16 protein-coding genes are annotated in these 16,191 nt (G+C 71.9%); 8 read left to right on the forward strand and 8 right to left on the reverse strand.

All coding sequences use genetic code 11. From position 1 onward, the window contains the following. Positions 1-267: 267 nt before the first annotated feature. Entirely contained in the window at positions 268-1,524 is a 1,257-nt protein-coding gene (locus ND748_RS01800) for a beta-ketoacyl synthase (RefSeq protein ID WP_285901458.1), read from the forward strand. A gap of 231 nt (positions 1,525-1,755) precedes the next feature. Here the strand turns inward: ND748_RS01800 and ND748_RS01805 are convergent, their stop codons facing one another. The 4 genes from ND748_RS01805 to ND748_RS01820 form a co-directional block, all read right to left on the reverse strand. Beyond that, on the reverse strand, positions 1,756-2,244 hold the full coding sequence (locus ND748_RS01805) for a DinB family protein (RefSeq protein ID WP_308205569.1): 489 nt from the start codon (positions 2,242-2,244) through the stop codon (positions 1,756-1,758). 280 nt (positions 2,245-2,524) lie between these two features. After that, positions 2,525-3,427: an NADP-dependent oxidoreductase gene (locus ND748_RS01810; RefSeq protein ID WP_251743606.1), complete on the reverse strand. Its 903-nt coding sequence runs from the start codon at positions 3,425-3,427 to the stop codon at positions 2,525-2,527. Between the two features lie 303 nt (positions 3,428-3,730). After that, positions 3,731-4,372, reverse strand: coding sequence for a class I SAM-dependent methyltransferase (locus ND748_RS01815; RefSeq protein WP_374215822.1), 642 nt, complete (start codon positions 4,370-4,372; stop codon positions 3,731-3,733). Positions 4,373-4,382: 10 nt separating this feature from the next. Continuing rightward, a complete protein-coding gene (locus ND748_RS01820; protein WP_251743609.1) occupies positions 4,383-5,438 on the reverse strand; it encodes a helix-turn-helix transcriptional regulator in 1,056 nt (351 codons plus the stop codon). 106 nt (positions 5,439-5,544) lie between these two features. On the opposite strand from ND748_RS01820, the gene ND748_RS01825 reads away from it, so the two are divergent. Beyond that, positions 5,545-6,249 carry an SDR family NAD(P)-dependent oxidoreductase gene (locus ND748_RS01825; RefSeq protein WP_251743610.1) on the forward strand — a complete coding sequence of 235 codons (705 nt, stop codon included), beginning with the start codon at positions 5,545-5,547 and terminating at the stop codon, positions 6,247-6,249. 129 nt (positions 6,250-6,378) lie between these two features. Here the strand turns inward: ND748_RS01825 and ND748_RS01830 are convergent, their stop codons facing one another. Beyond that, positions 6,379-7,599 carry a cation diffusion facilitator family transporter gene (locus ND748_RS01830; RefSeq protein WP_251743611.1) on the reverse strand — a complete coding sequence of 407 codons (1,221 nt, stop codon included), beginning with the start codon at positions 7,597-7,599 and terminating at the stop codon, positions 6,379-6,381. After that, the gene (locus ND748_RS01835) at positions 7,596-8,003 is read right to left on the reverse strand and encodes a helix-turn-helix transcriptional regulator (RefSeq protein WP_251743612.1); all 408 of its coding nucleotides are present in this window, start codon (positions 8,001-8,003) and stop codon (positions 7,596-7,598) included. Before ND748_RS01835 ends, ND748_RS01830 begins: the two co-directional genes overlap by 4 nt. 480 nt (positions 8,004-8,483) lie before the next feature. Here ND748_RS01835 and ND748_RS01840 point away from each other — a divergent pair, with 480 nt between their 5' ends. Beyond that, entirely contained in the window at positions 8,484-9,176 is a 693-nt protein-coding gene (locus ND748_RS01840) for a uridine kinase (RefSeq protein ID WP_251743613.1), read from the forward strand. 731 nt (positions 9,177-9,907) lie between these two features. On the opposite strand, the gene ND748_RS01845 is transcribed toward ND748_RS01840, so the two are convergent. Continuing rightward, positions 9,908-10,348: a nuclear transport factor 2 family protein gene (locus ND748_RS01845; RefSeq protein ID WP_251743614.1), complete on the reverse strand. Its 441-nt coding sequence runs from the start codon at positions 10,346-10,348 to the stop codon at positions 9,908-9,910. A gap of 114 nt (positions 10,349-10,462) precedes the next feature. Between ND748_RS01845 and ND748_RS01850 the strand changes: the two genes are divergently transcribed. From ND748_RS01850 to ND748_RS01865, 4 genes are all read left to right on the forward strand, one after another. After that, positions 10,463-11,311 (forward strand): LysR family transcriptional regulator, encoded by an 849-nt coding sequence (locus ND748_RS01850; RefSeq protein WP_251743615.1) that lies wholly within the window; start codon positions 10,463-10,465, stop codon positions 11,309-11,311. Positions 11,312-11,736: 425 nt separating this feature from the next. Beyond that, entirely contained in the window at positions 11,737-12,810 is a 1,074-nt protein-coding gene (locus ND748_RS01855) for an IS110 family transposase (RefSeq protein ID WP_251743635.1), read from the forward strand. A 104-nt stretch (positions 12,811-12,914) separates the two neighbouring features. After that, positions 12,915-13,223 carry a hypothetical protein gene (locus ND748_RS01860; protein WP_251743625.1) on the forward strand — a complete coding sequence of 103 codons (309 nt, stop codon included), beginning with the start codon at positions 12,915-12,917 and terminating at the stop codon, positions 13,221-13,223. 416 nt (positions 13,224-13,639) lie between these two features. Continuing rightward, positions 13,640-13,807: a hypothetical protein gene (locus tag ND748_RS01865; protein WP_251743627.1), complete on the forward strand. Its 168-nt coding sequence runs from the start codon at positions 13,640-13,642 to the stop codon at positions 13,805-13,807. A gap of 250 nt (positions 13,808-14,057) precedes the next feature. On the opposite strand, the gene ND748_RS01870 is transcribed toward ND748_RS01865, so the two are convergent. Next, entirely contained in the window at positions 14,058-14,198 is a 141-nt protein-coding gene (locus ND748_RS01870; protein WP_251743629.1) for a hypothetical protein, read from the reverse strand. 460 nt (positions 14,199-14,658) lie between these two features. Here ND748_RS01870 and ND748_RS01875 point away from each other — a divergent pair, with 460 nt between their 5' ends. Then, positions 14,659-15,717, forward strand: a complete 1,059-nt coding sequence (locus ND748_RS01875; protein WP_251743636.1) for a pentapeptide repeat-containing protein — start codon at positions 14,659-14,661, stop codon at positions 15,715-15,717. Positions 15,718-16,191 lie beyond the last annotated feature (474 nt).

Below are 16,191 nucleotides of genomic sequence, written 5' to 3' on the forward strand. Positions count from 1 at the left end.
GTCATGAACCAACACCGCACCGTCATGACCACCACCGTGACACACCATCGGCCACCGAGTGGCATGGATCGACTACCACGACGAACACGACCCGGCACCGTCCCGCTCGCCCCTGCCGGGAACCTGCGCACGACACCGCCGGGGCTCGCAGTCGTGTTTTGTGGGAAAGCCACAAGGACAGGCCGCTGACCTCGGCGCCGTCAGAGCTGGGCCCGCCGCGACGCGGCTGCGAAGGTGAACCCCGAACAACGGCAGTGGGACGGTGACATGACCGTCCCGCGCCGCCACGGCAACGGAAGGGGACACAAGGTGGTGCACGACACAATCGTGGTCACGGGGATCGGTGCGATGACCCCGCTCGGAGGCGACCTCGACACCACGTGGAGCGGGCTGCTCGCGGGCCGCTCCGGCATCACCGTCCTCACCGACGCCTGGGCGGCGGACCTGCCCGTGCGACTGGCCGCCCCGCTGCCCGTCGACCCCGGCGCGTCGCTGCCCCGCAAGGAAAGCCGCCGCCTCGACCGCTGCGAGCAGATGGCGATCGTCACCGCCCGCGAGGCCTGGGCGCACGCCGGCCGGCCCGAGGTCGACCCGACGCGCCTCGCCGTCGTCATCGGCACCGGCTACGGCGGGGTCGCCTCCACCCTCAGCCAGCACCGCATCGTCGAAGCCGGCAACGCTCGCAAGATGTCCCCCCACGCGATCATCATGCTGATGGCCAACGGGCCGGCCGCCTGGGTCAGCATCGACCTCGGCGCCCGCGCCGGCGCCCGCACGCCGATCAGCGCCTGCGCCTCCGGGGCCGAGGCGATCGCCGTCGGCATGGAAATGATCCAGCACGACCTTGCCGACGTCGTCGTCGCCGGCGGCGTCGAGGCCGCCATCGACAACCTGCCGTTGGCCGCGTTCGCGCAGATGAGGGCCCTGTCGACCCGCCACGACGACCCCGAGGCCGCCTCCCGCCCCTTCGACGCCGACCGCGACGGCTTCGTCCTCGGCGAGGGCGCCGGCATCGTCGTGCTGGAACGGCAGTCCTTCGCCGCCGCCCGCGGCGCCCGGGTGCACGCCGTCGCCGCCGGCGCCGCGGTCAACTCCGACGCCCTCGACATCGTCACCGCCGACCCCGCCGGGCAGTCCCGCGCCATCAGCACCGCCCTGGCCCGGGCGGGCCTGGTGCCCACCGACATCGGCCTCGTGCACGCCCACGCCACCTCCACCCCGGTCGGCGACCCGCTCGAAGCCCAGGCGATCGCGGACACCATCGGCACCCATCCGGCGGTCACCGCGACGAAGTCGATGACCGGCCACACCCTCGGCGCCGCCGGCGCCATCGGCGCGATCGCGGCGATCTGCGCCCTGCGCGACGGCGCGATCCCCCCCGTGCGCAACCTCGACCGCCTCGACCCGGCGATCAAACTCGACGTGGTCACCGGCGCCGCCCGCCACGACACCGTCCACGCCGCCGTCGCCAACGCCTTCGGCTTCGGCGGCCACAACGCCACCCTGGTCTTCACCGCCGCCTGACCCCCGGCCCCCTGGACCCGGACTGCCTTTCCCCCGCCCCCGACGACCCTGCGGTCCCTCGACCCCGCGCACCGCAGGCGGGGCGACCGACCAATCCGCGGCGCCCGCGGCCACGAACACCATCGGGGCCGCCGGCGCCGGGCCGTCCGCCGAACTCTGGCGCCCACCCGACGAACGACCACCCGGATCGACGCTTGGTTGCAACCAGATCGTGCGCAACCCTGCCAACGCCTATCGTGCGGCGGTGAGCTGTTCTCGGAGAACGTCACCATGGCCGGCGTGACGGGCGAAATCCTCGATCAGGAGCAGGTAGACAAACCGCAGGCTGACATCACCGGCGCGGGGGTGCGCCTTGGTGTCGTCGAGCTCGAAGTCAGCGGCGATCACGCGGGAACGCTCGCTGGCACGCTCGAACTCGGCGATCACGTCGGCCAGCGTTTCGCCGTCGGCGACGACGAAACTGCCGTCGTCACCGGTGGCGTAGCCGTCGCATGCGGACTCGTCCAGGCCGAGCAGGGTGCGTTGGAACCAGATGCGCTCGGCGGTGGCGGCGTGTTTGATCAGCCCGATCGGTGTGGTCAGGGAGACGACCAGGCGCCGCCGTGCATCGGTCTCGGACAGCCCTCGCGCGGTGTCGATGAGCGCCTGCCGGTTGCGGTCAAGAAAGCCCTCCAACATGAGACGTTCGGGTCCGGCGGTCATCCGGGGCCATCGGAACACTAATTATCCGGCTTTCTGGGTTGAAAGGACATGGACGGATCAGACCATGGGCGCGTACTCGAGCAGCATGAGGGTCGATCGGACAGGGCTCGTCTCGATTACCGAGGAGAACACCGATGACATCGGTGCCGGAGGCCCGCCGGAGAGGTAGGCGCTGCAAACGCTTCTCGGCCCTTGTCGAAGGGTCCTCGGGGAATGCCGTGTCCAGAGCCGAGGAGCAAGCCGGAGCGATTATAAGGATAACATCCAAGCTATGCGCGACTCGTCGCCCGAAGACGGGTCAGTCCACGAGTAGCACGAGTTTGCCGCGCACCGTTCCAGCTTGACCGACCCGATGCGCCTGGGCCACCTCGGCCAACGGGAAGGTCCGGCCGATCCTGATGGAGAATCGCCCCGCTTCGGCCATGCGAGCAACCTGACCCAACGCGTAGGTGGCGCGGCCGCTGTCGCCGCGGCTGAAGCGGACGCCAGTCCGCTGCGCGCCGAGGAAGTCAGCGACCGTGATCACACGCTCGGGTGCGCCCGCGAGCTCGACGAGTTCGGGAAGAACACCGCTGCCAGCGACGTCCAGCGCACAATCGACGCCCGACGGTGTGATCGCCCGGACTCGTCCGCCCATCCCCTCGCCGTATGCCACCGGCTCGGCGCCAAGCGAGCGGAGGGTTTCGTGCATGCCTGGACTGGCCGTCCCAATGACGCGTGCGCCGCGCTGCACCGCGAGCTGGACGGCGGCACTCCCGACGCTGCCGGATGCCCCGTTGACGAGCACGGTGCTGCCCGCCGTCACGCCGAGCTGGTCGAGCGAGCGTGCTGCGGTCTCGGCCGCGACGGGGATCGCTGCTGCTCTCACATAGTCAAGCGAGGACGGGATGGGGGCCCAGTGGGACAGCACAGTGAGCTCCGCCTGGGCGGCGCCGTACGGTGAAGCTCCGAAGACCCGGTCGCCCACCGCGACGCCGCGGACGTCGTCGCCGATCTCGTCGACGATGCCCGCAGCCTCGTAGCCCAGGGTCTGCGGCAGTTCTTCGTCCAACAGGCCCTGACGCTTCTTCCAGTCGCCGGCGTTGATGCCAGCGGCACGGACCCTGATGCGTATCTCTGCGGCGCGGGGACGTGGATCGGGGAGATCGATGATCTCAAGGACCTCCGGGCCACCGAACCGGCTGAACTGTACTGCCTTCACGACGCACTCCCTCGACGGAAGGAGTGGCGGATTGTCCGACTACCGCGTGCGCGCGTGCCTGCGGCCGGCTGTCCGCTCGGCACCAGAACACGTTTCTACCCCGATGCGGCCGAGCCTACGCCATGACCACCCGCACTTCGCGACCTGCCTCCGGGCCGCTTCGACCCACCTGGCCGCGGCGGCCTCCTGCTGGCCCAGGTCCGCCGTACATCGGACCAGCTCCGTCTCACCTTGCGCGGCGCGCGGGCAGCGTTGCAGGACGCGCTCACCCCCCTGCCCTGAGCAGTGACCGAGCCCTGCTCGTCAGCCCTCCGAGGTGATCGGCTTGTGCCAGGTCAGGAGGTAACGCCAGAACAGCAGCCGCCGGACGCGCACGCCGGGAAGCACGGCGGCGGCCTCGCGGGCGGCCTGGCGGGTGGTCAGCGGTGGGTTCATGACCACGGGCATGCTCGCGTGCGCCGGGTCCTTCGCGAACGGGCCTGCGCGTCCCAGGAGCCTGGTCGCGAAGAACATCGCGCCCAGCAGGCGGTGTCCGACCGCGGCGACGAGCTCGACCGGTAGTTCGTGGCGCAGGTCCACGCGCGGCAGGGCGACGGCGGCGAGGACCCCGCCGGGCCGCAGGGCGGCCGCGAGCACCGGGAGTGCGTCCTGCAGTGGCATGTGGTGCAGGGCGCTGATCGAGAAGATCGCGTCGTAGTCCTTGCCGGGCAGCGGATCGGTCAGCACATCGGCGAGAACGCAACGGACGTTGCCGGGGGTGCGACGCCTCGCCTGCTCGATCATGTCCGCGCTGCGATCGACGGCGTCGACCTGCTCGCTGCGCTCGGCGAGGCGGGCCGCGAACGCCCCGGCGCCACAGCCGACGTCCAGCACCCGTCTGCCTGGCTGCGGCAGCTGACGCAGCAGCAGCCGATGGTAGTAGGCGTTGTGACTCCAGTCGAACACAGCCCGCACGCTATCCCACCGCACGCAGCCGCCGATCTCCGCCCGTTCCCGCCCCGTCACCTACGTTCCCGGCGACTTCCGAGCCGCCGCCGACCGCCCCGCCCCCGCGCGGTTCTTCCCTGCCCTGCGGGTGAGAAAGCATCTCGGTGCCGAGGACGGCGAGCAGCGCGAGACGTTCGGCGTCGGGCGAGCCGGGCTCGGCCGTGTAGACCAGGATGCGCAGGTCACTGCCCGCGACGCTGAGCACGTCGCAGTCCAGCGTCACGGCGCCCACCTGCGGATGATCGACGGTCTTGCGCCCCGCCTCGGCCCGGCCCACCGCAGCGGAATCCCACAGCTGCGCGAACCGCTCACTGCGCGCGCGCAGCTCGGCGACCAGCCGACGAAGCCGCTGGTCCGCCGGATACCGGCGCGCCGCCGCCCGCAACGCGCAGACCTGCGAGACCTCGAGGTCTTCCTGAGACTGCGGAGTGTGGCGCACGCGGCTGGGCGGACCGAGGAAGGTGCGCCACACCGCGTTGCGCTCGCTGCCACGGCGCTGCCCCATCAACGCCGTGTACAGCGGATTGGCCAGCAGCAGCGTCCACGCCGCGTCGCTGACCGCCACCGGGATCCCGGTCAGCCGGTCGAGCATCCGCTGCACCCCCGGGGTGAGGTGGGCGGGCACCGTGCCCCTCCCCGGCGGCACGAGCCCGGCGACGCGGAACAGATGCTCACGCTCGGCCGCGGACACGCGCAACGCCCGCCCCAACGCCTCGACGACCTGTTCCGACGGGTTGGTCGCCCGGCCCTGTTCCAGCCGGGTGACATAGTCGACCGAGATCCCGGCCAACAGAGCAAGCTCCTCCCGGCGCAGCCCGGGCACCCGCCGATGGCCACCGGCGGGCAGCCCGGCCGCCTGCGGGGAGACCCGGTCGCGCCAGCGCCGCACCGTGCGCCCGAACTCCGTCTGCTCGAACTCCGTCTGCCCGGCCTCCGCCGCCTGCTTGGCCTCCAGGCACTCGAACGCCCTGTGCTCGAACTGCCTGCGCCCGAACGTCGGGTGCCGGAACTCCGCGGGCGCCATGACACCACTGTGCACCGCACCGCGGCGGACCGTCCGTCCTGGTACTGGCAGTCCCAGGAAGATCCGACGCCTGCCTGAACGCGTCGGCGCGCCGCACCCTGAGCACATGACCACCACACTGATCACCGGGGCGAACAAGGGTCTCGGCTTCGAGACCGCCCGCCGCCTGCTCGCCGCGGGCCACACCGTCTACCTCGCCTGCCGGGACGCCGAACGGGGACGCCTCGCCGCCGAGCGGCTCGGCGCGCGGAGGGTCCAGGTGGTCCAGCTCGACGTCACCGACGACGCCTGCGTGCAGGCCGCGGTGAGCGCCGTCGCCGCCGCCGGAGGGCTCGACGTGCTGGTGAACAACGCCGGCATCGCGCACAGCGGTGACCCCGGCGCCGCGGACGTCACCGCCGCGGTGATGCGCGCAACGTTCGAGACGAACGTCGTCGGCACGGTGCGCGTCACCCACGCGTTTCTCCCGCTGCTGGCCCGCTCCGCCGCCCCGGTCGTGGTCAACGTCAGCAGCGGCCTGGCCTCGCTGACGGCGCTGACCACACCGGGCACTCCCAGGCACGCCTACCCCGGCGTCGCCTACCCGGCGTCGAAAGCCGCCCTCAACATGATCACCGTGCAGTACGCGAAGGCGTTCCCGACGATGCGGATCAACGCGGTGGAGCCCGGCTTCACCCGGACCGACCTCAACGCCAACACCGGCACCCAGACCGTCGAACAGGGCGCCGAGATCATCGCCCGCATGGCGATGCTCGGCCCGGACGGCCCCACCGGCGCCTACGTCGACGCCGACGGAACCCTGCCCTGGTGAGCCCCGACAGCGGGATGATCATCGAACCAGCTGCTGAGCAGCCGTAGGGACCGACTCGTCGGTGAGCCCGGTTCGACACCCACCGCCTCGGGTTCAACCGCCGCGGACGCGGCCGGTGACGGCGGTCGATCAGTCGCGGCCAGCTCCGGACATCCTCGGCTCGCCGGCCGCTGACCGGTCGCGGGCGATGCCGCACGGGTCGTCGTCCGGGGGGGTGCACGGCTCGCACTCGGACTCGATCGTCACGTGGGTGATGGCGTACCGCTCGGCGAGCATCGCCTTGATCCCGTCGGACACCGCCCGCGCCTGCGCCAGGCTGGGATGGCCGTCCTGCACGCCGTCGAGATGACCGAGCTCCAGGTGCACCGAGGCGGCGAACACCCGGTCGGACAGGCTCCACACATGCAGGTCGTGCACGTCGAGGACATGGGTGTCGCGCAGGATGTCCGCGCGCACCGCCGCGACGTCCAGGCTCTCCGGCGTCGCCTCCAGCAGCACCCGCGACGCGCTGACCAGCAGCTTCACCCCCTGCCCGGCGATCAGCACGGCGATCAGCAGGGAGACCAGCGGGTCCAGCCAGTACCAGCCGCCGACCAGCCAGATCACCAGACCGGACGCGGCGACCGCCACCGACACCGCCGCGTCCCCGGCCAGGTGCAGCACGGCGGCGCGGGTGTTCAGATCAGCGTCACGTTCGTGGACGGCCAGGGCGCTCACCGCGTTGACGACCGCCGCGACAAGCGCGACGGCGACGACCACCGGGCCGTCGACCGGGCCGTGCTCGCCGAGGCGGCGCAGCGACTCGACGGCCAGCAGCGCCGTCACCACCAGCACCGCCGCGGCGTTCGCCTGCGCGGCGAGCACCGGCCAGCGCACCCCGCCGAACGTGCGCCGCGCCGACGGCGGACGCTGCGACAACGTCAGCGCCACCAGCGCGAGGACCACCCCGGCGGTGTCGGTCAGGTTGTGCCCGGCGTCGGCGAGCAGGCCGACAGACCCCGCGGCGAACCCGGCCACCGCCTGGCCGACCACGATCGCCAGGTTCAGCCCGGCCGCGAGCCACAGCCGGCGCCGCTGCCGCGCGCTCCCCCGCCCCGCCGGCACCCCGTGACTGTGCCCGACTCCGTGACCGTGCCCGGCTCCATGGCCGTGTGGGCGGCGGTGCCCAGGCCGGTGGTCGAGCACGTGATCGTGGCCGGGGTCGTGCCCGCGCCCCGGCCCGCGGCCGTCGTCGGCGGGCTCGACCCCGTGACCGTGACTGGCCTCGTGGACGTGACTGGCCTCGTGGACGTGGGCCGTGTCGTGGTCATCGTGCGGCTCGTGGCCGTGGCCGTGGCTGGGCGTGGTCATGATTCACCCACCCCCGCCAGGGACGCCTCGGCGGGCGCGCCCGTCCCGGGCCCGGCCGGTGCCGCCACCACCGCCGCGGCGACGGCGCGGCCGTCGGAGTGCACGTGCTCGGTGTCGACGGCGAGGACGACGTCGAGCAGGTCGTCCAACGCGTGGCGGAGCTTGTCGTCGGCGAGCTCGTAACGCTGGCGGCGACCCTCCGGGGTCGCGACGACCAGCCCACATCCGCGCAGGCAGGCGAGATGGTTGGACAGGTTCGTGCGGCCCACGCCGAGGATCTCGGCCAGCTCCGACGGGTAGGCCCCGCCGGCCCGCAGCACCAGCAGCAGCCGCGCCCGCGTCGGATCGGACAGCGCGTGACCGAACCGGGCGAGCACCTCGGCCTGCGACGCGACCTTGACCATGCCCCAACGGTACAGCGGACGCTGACATCAGCCAATCCTGACCTGTGGCCCGCCGCGCCGCGGGCCACAGGTCCCGCCCCGCCGATCTGGGGGTCGAGGAGGATCCGTACAGCCGCTGGCGCCGTCCTGACCGAGGTAGGTGAATTCCGCGGGAATGTCGGAGTCGGGGTCGCCGGCGGGCGGGGTGATGGTCATGATTCCCGCGACGGTCTCGATCGCCGCCCGGTCGGCGACGTCTGGCGCAACGCCGACCGAGCCGAGCCGGGAGCGCCGCGATCCGCGTTGGCGCGAGCCAACTTTGGAATAGGAGTCGGCTATTGTCAGCGATGCGACATCGACACCGGACAATCCTTCTTCCGGTGTGTTGTCGAGCCCAAAGGGCAGCCATTGGCTGCAAGCGCAAGAATGCCAAGCCCAGCGAGACACCAGTCAAATGGACACAGAGAATATTTTCGCCTGCTCGGCGAAAAGGCGTCTGACGTGATCAGCGAGCCTGGTCCGGCGCCGTCGCGCACCCACGTCGTGAATGCCCTTGCCGATCTGCTGGTGAACGCGGTCGGGGACCGGGCTCTACGCGTTGCGATCGACGGGCCGGACGCCGCGGGAAAGACGACGCTAACCAACGAACTCGCCGACACGGTCGCCCGCCGAGGCCGACCCGTCGTGCGGGCCTGCGTCGACGACTTCCACCAGCCCGCAGCCATGCGCCGGCAACGCGGACCCGTCTCCGCCGAGGGCTACTTCCACGACGCGTTCGACTACACCGCCCTGCGACGCCTCCTGCTCGACCCGCTCGGACCGGCTGGTGACCGTCGCTACCGCGACGCCTGCTTCGACCACCGCAGCGACACCCCGCTGGACCGGCCGCCGCGCCGGGCGCCGGACAACGCCGTGCTTCTCCTCGACGGTGTCTTCCTCCTGCGCGAAGAACTCCGCGACTGCTGGGAGCTCAGCCTGTTCCTTCAGATCAGCCCCGCCGAGTCACTGCGCCGAGCGCTGCGCCGCGACGTCGCGCTGTTCGGCTCGCCCGCCGCCGTCCGGGAACGCTACGAAGCGCGCTGCCTGCCCGCCCAGAAGCTTTACCAGACCATCGCCGCGCCCCGCGAACACGCCGACGTACTGATCGACAACGAGCTACCGGATAACCCTCTGGTGCTGCGCTGGCTCGCCTGAACCGCCCCTGAGCCGTGCCTGGCTCGGGTGGTCTTCCTGGCCCCGGGAGGACCGACCATCAGGATCATCGTGGCGGCGCGCGGATCGGGCTCCGCGAACAGGCCACGCCGCTGCTCGGCGGGTACGGCCGCGGACGGGTGTGGGAAGGGCTCCTGGCACTGTGCCTGTGCGTCGGATCGCTGCGGCGCTGACATGTACTCGGGGTGCCGGTAGGAAACGTGTCACCAGCCGCAAACGGCGATGATCTAGCTGGTCTGCGGCGGGGCGGCGTCGATCTGGTGGCGGGTCCGGCCGGTGGCGCGGAATTCATGCAGCCGGGCGCTTTCGTCCGCGGTCGGTGGCGGCGCCTCGCCGGCGTGGGCCCGCCGGTAGGTGGCGACCCAGGTTCCGCGGGTTCCTTAGTCCGGCGGCTGCTACCGCAGCCGTGACCGCGAGGAGCAGGACCACCGCCGTGTGCAGAGGGAGCAGGGGCTGCTCGGCGGTCTGGGACGGTGCCGCGGGCCGCGGGTCCTGACGTGGTGAGGTGTTCATGGGCGGAGACCCCCGCCAGCCCACAGCGCCCAGGAGTGCAACGGGTACGGCCACGAGCCACATGAGAGGGTCGGCGGGCGACACATCTGCTCCAGTCGCGCTCCGCGCCCCTCTTGGCCAGCGGAGGGCTTGGGCAGCGCGTGACGGACCCTGCACCCCGGCCCCGGCGCCCGAAGGTCGAGCGTGGTCCCTGCGCCCGGTCAGCCCAGGGCGTCGGCGGCGAGCCCGGCGGCATCCGCCGCCACCAGGACGTTGACGTAGTCGCGCAGGTGGGCGATCTGGCCGTCGCGGACGGTGAGTACGACGATATTGGGCAGGGCGAACTCGCGGCCGGTGGAGGTGTTTCTCCCGATCGCCTCCTGCTCGACGATGATCGTCCGCGGGTCCCTGGTGTCGTGGATGGCGAGGGTGCGGTACCGCTCGTAGCGCAACGGGAGGGTTCGCCAGCCCGCGGCTATCCAGCCCACGATCTCGTCGCGGCCGGTGAGCCGGGACGCCATGCCGGGCGGGGTGAACGGGAACTCGTGGACCGCGTCGAGGGCGTAGAGACGTCGCACGGCGTCGACGGCCTGGTTGACCGCGGCCCGGCGGCACTGCTCCAGGACGTCGCGCGGGTCCGCGGTCGGGTCAATCGGATCCATGTTGGGAGCGCACCTCTTTCGCTGCTGCCGGCACGGAGAGCCGGCCGCCCTAGATCACCACCGGCGACGGGGCGCGTCCAGGACCAGCTGGGTCGTGATCGATAACCTGGCGGCATGGACCGTCCGCTGGAGACCCGGGAACTGATGCAGTTCCTGGCGGTAGCCGACGAACTGCACTTCGGCCGGGCCGCCGCCAGGCTCGGCATCGCCCAGCCGGCGTTGTCGCGGACCGTCCAGAAGCTTGAGCGCCGCCTCGGCGTCGTCCTGCTCGAGCGGAGCAGCCGCGCAGTGGCACTGACCTCGGCCGGGCAGGTGCTCGCCGGGGAGGCGCGCCGTGCCCTGGAGGCGGTGAACGCCGCAGCGCGGCGAACCCGGCGGGCGAGCGCAGATGACCCGCACCTGGTCCTGGCGATGAAGGCGGGTGGGGACGCAGGCCTGCTCCCGGCGATCCTCACCGCCTGCGAGCGCGAGCCGTGCTCGCTGCCGGTGCGGGTGGTCTTCCAGATCGACCGGGTCGGGCTGCTGCACGACGGGCAGGCCGACGCCGCCCTGCTCTACAGCCCGGCCGACGACCTGCGCGGCCTCGACACCGAGCCGCTGCTGACCGCACCGCTGATGGCGGTGCTTCCACCCGCGCACCCACTGGCCGCGCGGGCCAGCCTGCGCACCGCCGACCTCCACAACGAGAACGTGCACCCGCGGCACGGGCCGGCCACGGGTCCCGAGCCGGGCAACCTCACGGAACTGCTGCAACTCGTCGCACTGGGCCACAAGGTTGCCCTGGTCCCACGTTTCGTGACTAATTCACTACGCGAAGACCTCGCCTGTGTGCCGGTCACAGACGCCGAGCCCGTCACCCTGCTGCTCGGCTGGCCCGCCCACAGCACGTCGCTGGCCGTCGCGGCCCTCGCTCGCGCCGTCGGCGCGGCCCGTCCGCACGGTGGGGCGGCCGCCGCTCCCTGATGTCAGAGCATGTTCGAGAGCGGTGGCCCTACACGGGGTCGCCGTAGTACCGGAGAAAAATCGGGCGGATATCGCCGAGTAGGCGTACAGCAGGGCGTACAGCCCCGCGGCCCTGGGTCGGGCCAACGACGATCATCACGTGACAGTGAGGATGTGGGTGAGCCCCGCACCGGCCGGTCTGGCCCGTCACGTGATAGTGAGGATGTGGGTGAGCCCCGCACCGGCCGGTCTGGCCCGTCACGTGATTGACCAGAGTGTCCTTCGATCGATCTGCCGGCTGTGTCGGTGCGGGGCTCGTGTGCGCTCACCGGACGGGCGGGTGACTTTATAGGAGCCTGGCCAGAGGCCCCGTCACTGTCTTGTCCGCTGCCCGGCTGGTGCGTGCCGCCCCTGTTGATCGAGGTGAAGGGACGGCTGTGACGACGATGGCACAGCAGCGGCAGGCAGTCGGCGTCGTCGGTGGTGTCGACACCCACCGGGACACCCACACGGCGGCGGTGCTCGACGCGGCCGGGCGTCAGCTCGGCTCGGCGCAGTTCCCGGCGACCGAGGCGGGCTATGGCCAGCTGCTGGAGTGGATGCGCGGGCTGGGGACGGTGGTGAAGGTCGGGGTCGAGGGGACCGGTTCCTACGGTGCCAACCTGACCCGGCATCTGAGCGCGGCGGGCGTCACGGTGGTCGAGATCGACCGTCCGGACCGCAAGACGCGGCGCTGGCAGGGCAAGTCCGACCCGGTCGACGCCGACGCCGCCGCACGCGCGGCGCTGGCCGGCCGGCGCACCGGGACACCGAAGGACCGGGACGGGCAGGTCGAGGCGTTACGCGCCCTGCGGGTCGCCCGTCGCGGCGCGGTCAGCCACCGCGCCGACGTGGTCAAGCAGATGAAGGCGCTGATCGTGACCGCACCGGAATCGGTCCGCGCCGAGCTGTCCACGTTGACCGCGACCCGGCTGATCGGCGCGTGCGCCGACATCGAGGTCCCGGACGGCCAGGTCGGGGACCCGGCGGTCGCGGTCCGCCTGGCCCTGCGCAGCCTCGCGCGCCGCGTCCAGCACCTGTCCGGTGAGATCACTGATCTCGACAAGGTCATCAGCCGTCTCGTCACCGCGATCGCCCCGAAGCTGCTCGCCGTGAACGGTGTCGGCGCTGACAGCGCCGGCCAACTGCTCGTCACCGCCGGCGACAACCCCGACCGGCTGCGCTCCGAGGCGGCGTTCGCGATGCTCTGCGGCGTCGCCCCGCTACCCGCCTCCTCCGGGCGCACCCACCGCTACCGGCTCAATCGCGGCGGGGACCGCCAGGCCAACGCCGCGCTCTACCGCGTCGTGCTCTGCCGCCTGCGCTGGGACCCGACCACCCAGGCCTACGCCCAGCGCCGCACCGCCGAAGGCAAGACCAAGAAAGAGATCATCCGCTGCCTCAAACGCTACGTCGCCCGGGAGATCTACACGATCCTCACCGCCCCTGCCACACCAGCCGATTTCCCTGCGGCCGCCTGACATCGTGTGGGAACCTCCATCGTCGAGGATGAACGCCCCTGCCCCCGCGTCCCGGATCACGGCAGAGCCATGCCCCGTGTCCCGACAGAGGAGCGGCCCGCATCATGAAATGGCAGTGGATCGGCCTGGTTCTGTTCTCGCTCACCCTGCTGCCCGCCGGACTGGCGATGGCCGCCGACCGGGTGCCCCGCCGCCTGCGCGCCAGGCTGGCACCGGTACGCCTGCGCGGCTGGAGCGCGCTCCTGATCTACTCCGTAGCACCCTTGAACACGGTCCCGCGCCTGGCCGACGCCTCTCCGAACCTGAACCTTGCCTGCACCGCTGCCGGCGTCATCCTGGCGATCGCCAGCAGCTTGCTGGTGTGCCTTGCGGCAACGGAATCACGCCGTCGACGGCCACGATCGACTGGTTGAGCATCCAGCCCCATCCTTGATCGCTATCCACCTATGGCCTTGACATCCATAGGAGCATCGATCGTCTCCGCCAGGGGCCCGGTCACCGGCCGGGGCTGGGCCTACGGGTGTCCCCGCCCGGCCGGTCTGGACCGGAGGATCATCGCGGTGAGGACTGCGACGACGACGGGGAGGGGCACCGTGGACCAGGACCAGGCGGCGACGGCGGAGTGCACCCGGTGCGGGGCGCTGCTCGTGCCCGGCACGACCGCCACGGGGACGGCGGAGTGCGCGGCCTGTCTGTACGGGCCGGATCTGGACTGTCGGGACGAGGACGACGAGATTCCGCCGCAGTGCCGCGGCTGCGGGGACGTGATCGTCGGCGGGGTGACCGCGCTGCCGTGGGGCACGCCGCGCCGGCGCGAACTCTGCGAGACGTGCGCGGTCAACCGGGTAGCGGGGATCCGATCATCCCGGGCTACAACCACGTCCCGGGCGAGGCGTACGGCCGCGAGCTGTGCCAGGACTGCGCCCCCGACCCGGTCCTGGTCGACGCGGCCGGCCCGGGACCGGACGCCTACGACTCACGGGACACGATCCTCTGACGATCGTCACGCGTGACGATCGTGACGTCCTCTAAAGATCTTGCAAAAGTGGACCCCTAGAAACGATCACGAGGTGGCCGTGCCTACGGTGAGGGGTAGCGGCGGGTCCGCTACCGGGTAGCGGCCGCGAGACCGTTCGGACAGGCCCTGAGCTGGACGGTAGCGGTAGCGCCGGGCGGGCCGGCGGGGTCCAGGACCCGGATCCGGCGGTGCGCCGCTCGGGGTGGGCTGCTACCGCGACCGTCGCCGGTCAGTCCTCGTCGTCGTCCTGCTCGTTGTCGTTGTGGGCGGCCGAGGACTGCGCCCGGGAGCCGAACCCGGTCTGGCCGGTGCGGCTGGCGGGGTCGCGGTCGCCGGCGGACTGGATCCGCGAGGCGGCCTCCGACGTCATCGGCGTGCTGCTCGTGCTGCCTGACTTGGCCATGGGTCCAGCGTCGCGCGGTTCGCCGGCGAGGGCCAGGCGGCCCGCCGCCGGGGCGCATTCGGCGGGTTGCACAGCGTCGTGCACGACGGTGTGCACATCTACGTGTCGGCGGGAGTGTCGTCCCGCCCTGTTCGCGACCGAGGGCGCCGGTACCGGTTGATGAAGATTTTCCGGGGTTGATGCGGGTCGTTGACGTGAGAAGGCCCCCGCGGGCAACGGGGACCCTCTCGTTCCCGGTCGCTCGCCTGGACCAACAGGACGGCTGTTTCGGGAAATGCTGCAGGAAGCACCCCGGGCGCCGGCCGAGGGGGAGTCATGACGCCCAGGATGTCGACGCAGGGCCCGCGCACCCGCGCGGCCTGCAGAAACGAGTGCAGGGTCGCGATAACGGACAGGATCGGTCCGCTCGGTGGCGTACAACCCACTCATGGCGGACAGCGGGGGATCAGCACGGCGGGCTGGTCGGCGGTGGTTGTGGGCGGTGGCTGGGCTCGCCGGTCTTGGTGCGGTGGCCGCGGTGGTGGGGATCTGGCATCTGCCCGCGCGGATGTATCCGGGTACCGGTGACGGCGCGGTCCAGGCGCGGGCGGCGTTGCAGGGCGGTCTGCTGACCGCGGCCGCCGCTCTGGTTGCCGTCGCCGGCGCGCTGATCGCCCTGGACGAGACCCGGCAGGCCAACACCGAAACCCGCCGGGCGAATGAGGCGGCGGACGCCCGGGAGCGGGAGGCGAACAAGAACACCCACGTCCGGGAGCTGTTCACCCGGGCGGTGGACCAGCTCGGTTCGGACAACGGCACGGTCCGCCTCGGGGGCATCTATGCCCTGGAACGCATCGCCACCGACTCCCCGCCTGACCAGCGCACCGTCGTTGAGGTCCTCTCTGCCTTCATCCGGACGCGCAGCACCGATCCCGCGCTGCGCCCACCCGCTCCCGCCGACGGCGAGCCTCCGGCGCCGCCGGTGCGTCCCGCGGCGGACATCCGCGCCGCCGTCCAGGTCCTCGCCCGCCTCCCTCACCGCGACGGCGTTCCCCGCAGCGACCTCATCGGCGCCGATCTCACCGGCCCCACCAGCCTCGACTACCTCGACCTCACCGAGGCCAACCTCACCCGCGCCGGGCTGGCCGGGGCGAACCTCACCGGCGCCCAGCTGGACCGGGCGAACCTCTCCGGCGCCCGGCTGGGCGGGGCCAACCTCTCCGGCGCCCGGCTGTCCGTGGCGAACCTCTCCGGCGCCCTGCTGGAAGGGGCGAACCTCACCCGCGCCCGGCTGGACCAGGCGAACCTCACCGACGCCGCGCTGTACGGGGCGAACCTCACCGGCGCAGGGCTGGTCGGGGCGAACCTCACCGGCGCCGAGCTGGGCGGGGCGCACCTCACCAGGGCCCAGGGGTTGATCCAGGAGCAGGTGGACGCCGCCCGGGGCAACGATCGGACCCGTCTTCCGGCGGGGATCGTCCGGCCGGCGTCGTGGACGCAGCCGTAAGCCGAGGATCGGCGCCGGGTCGGTCGGGTCCGGTCCGTTCTGGGCCGCGATAACAGCTTCAGCGGAGACCGCCGACGGACCTGGTCGCCCGGACCGAGGTGCCGATCCGCTGGCCGGCGACCGAGGGCGCGTGGTGGCGGCCCCGGGGTGGCGGTCACTGACGGTCAGCGTCGGTCGGCTGCGGTCGGGTGCGGTCGGGTGTTCGTTGGGGGACCGTTCTACGAACACCGCCGCGCGGCCGATCGTGGATCACGCCACCAGCACGATCGGTGTCTCACAAGACCCGTCCGCAAACGGTCGCAAATGTATACGCGTTCTAGCTGTCGGTGCAGGTGGGCCAGTGCTCGGCCGCCCACTGCGCCCAGTCCGGCCAGGCGGGCGGTGGGCCGGGGATCTCGGCCCGCCCGTAGCTTCCAGCGAAAAAACAACGGTAAGGATTGATCCCGGTTCGTCCCGCCCGTAGCCTCGACGTCC

It is taken from the genome of Frankia sp. AiPs1, from assembly GCF_023716945.1.
Classification (GTDB): Bacteria; Actinomycetota; Actinomycetes; order Frankiales; family Frankiaceae; genus Frankia.

Coding starts and splice junctions, on each gene's coding strand:
- ND748_RS01800 (WP_285901458.1), top strand. CDS start 268: ATGACCGTCCCGCGCCGCCACGGCAACGGAAGGGGACACAAGGTGGTG.
- ND748_RS01820 (WP_251743609.1), bottom strand. CDS start 5,438: ATGGCGCCCGCGGAGTTCCGGCACCCGACGTTCGGGCGCAGGCAGTTC.
- ND748_RS01825 (WP_251743610.1), top strand. CDS start 5,545: ATGACCACCACACTGATCACCGGGGCGAACAAGGGTCTCGGCTTCGAG.
- ND748_RS01830 (WP_251743611.1), bottom strand. CDS start 7,599: ATGACCACGCCCAGCCACGGCCACGGCCACGAGCCGCACGATGACCAC.
- ND748_RS01835 (WP_251743612.1), bottom strand. CDS start 8,003: ATGGTCAAGGTCGCGTCGCAGGCCGAGGTGCTCGCCCGGTTCGGTCAC.
- ND748_RS01845 (WP_251743614.1), bottom strand. CDS start 10,348: ATGGATCCGATTGACCCGACCGCGGACCCGCGCGACGTCCTGGAGCAG.
- ND748_RS01850 (WP_251743615.1), top strand. CDS start 10,463: ATGGACCGTCCGCTGGAGACCCGGGAACTGATGCAGTTCCTGGCGGTA.
- ND748_RS01855 (WP_251743635.1), top strand. CDS start 11,737: ATGGCACAGCAGCGGCAGGCAGTCGGCGTCGTCGGTGGTGTCGACACC.
- ND748_RS01860 (WP_251743625.1), top strand. CDS start 12,915: ATGAAATGGCAGTGGATCGGCCTGGTTCTGTTCTCGCTCACCCTGCTG.
- ND748_RS01870 (WP_251743629.1), bottom strand. CDS start 14,198: ATGACGTCGGAGGCCGCCTCGCGGATCCAGTCCGCCGGCGACCGCGAC.
- ND748_RS01875 (WP_251743636.1), top strand. CDS start 14,659: ATGGCGGACAGCGGGGGATCAGCACGGCGGGCTGGTCGGCGGTGGTTG.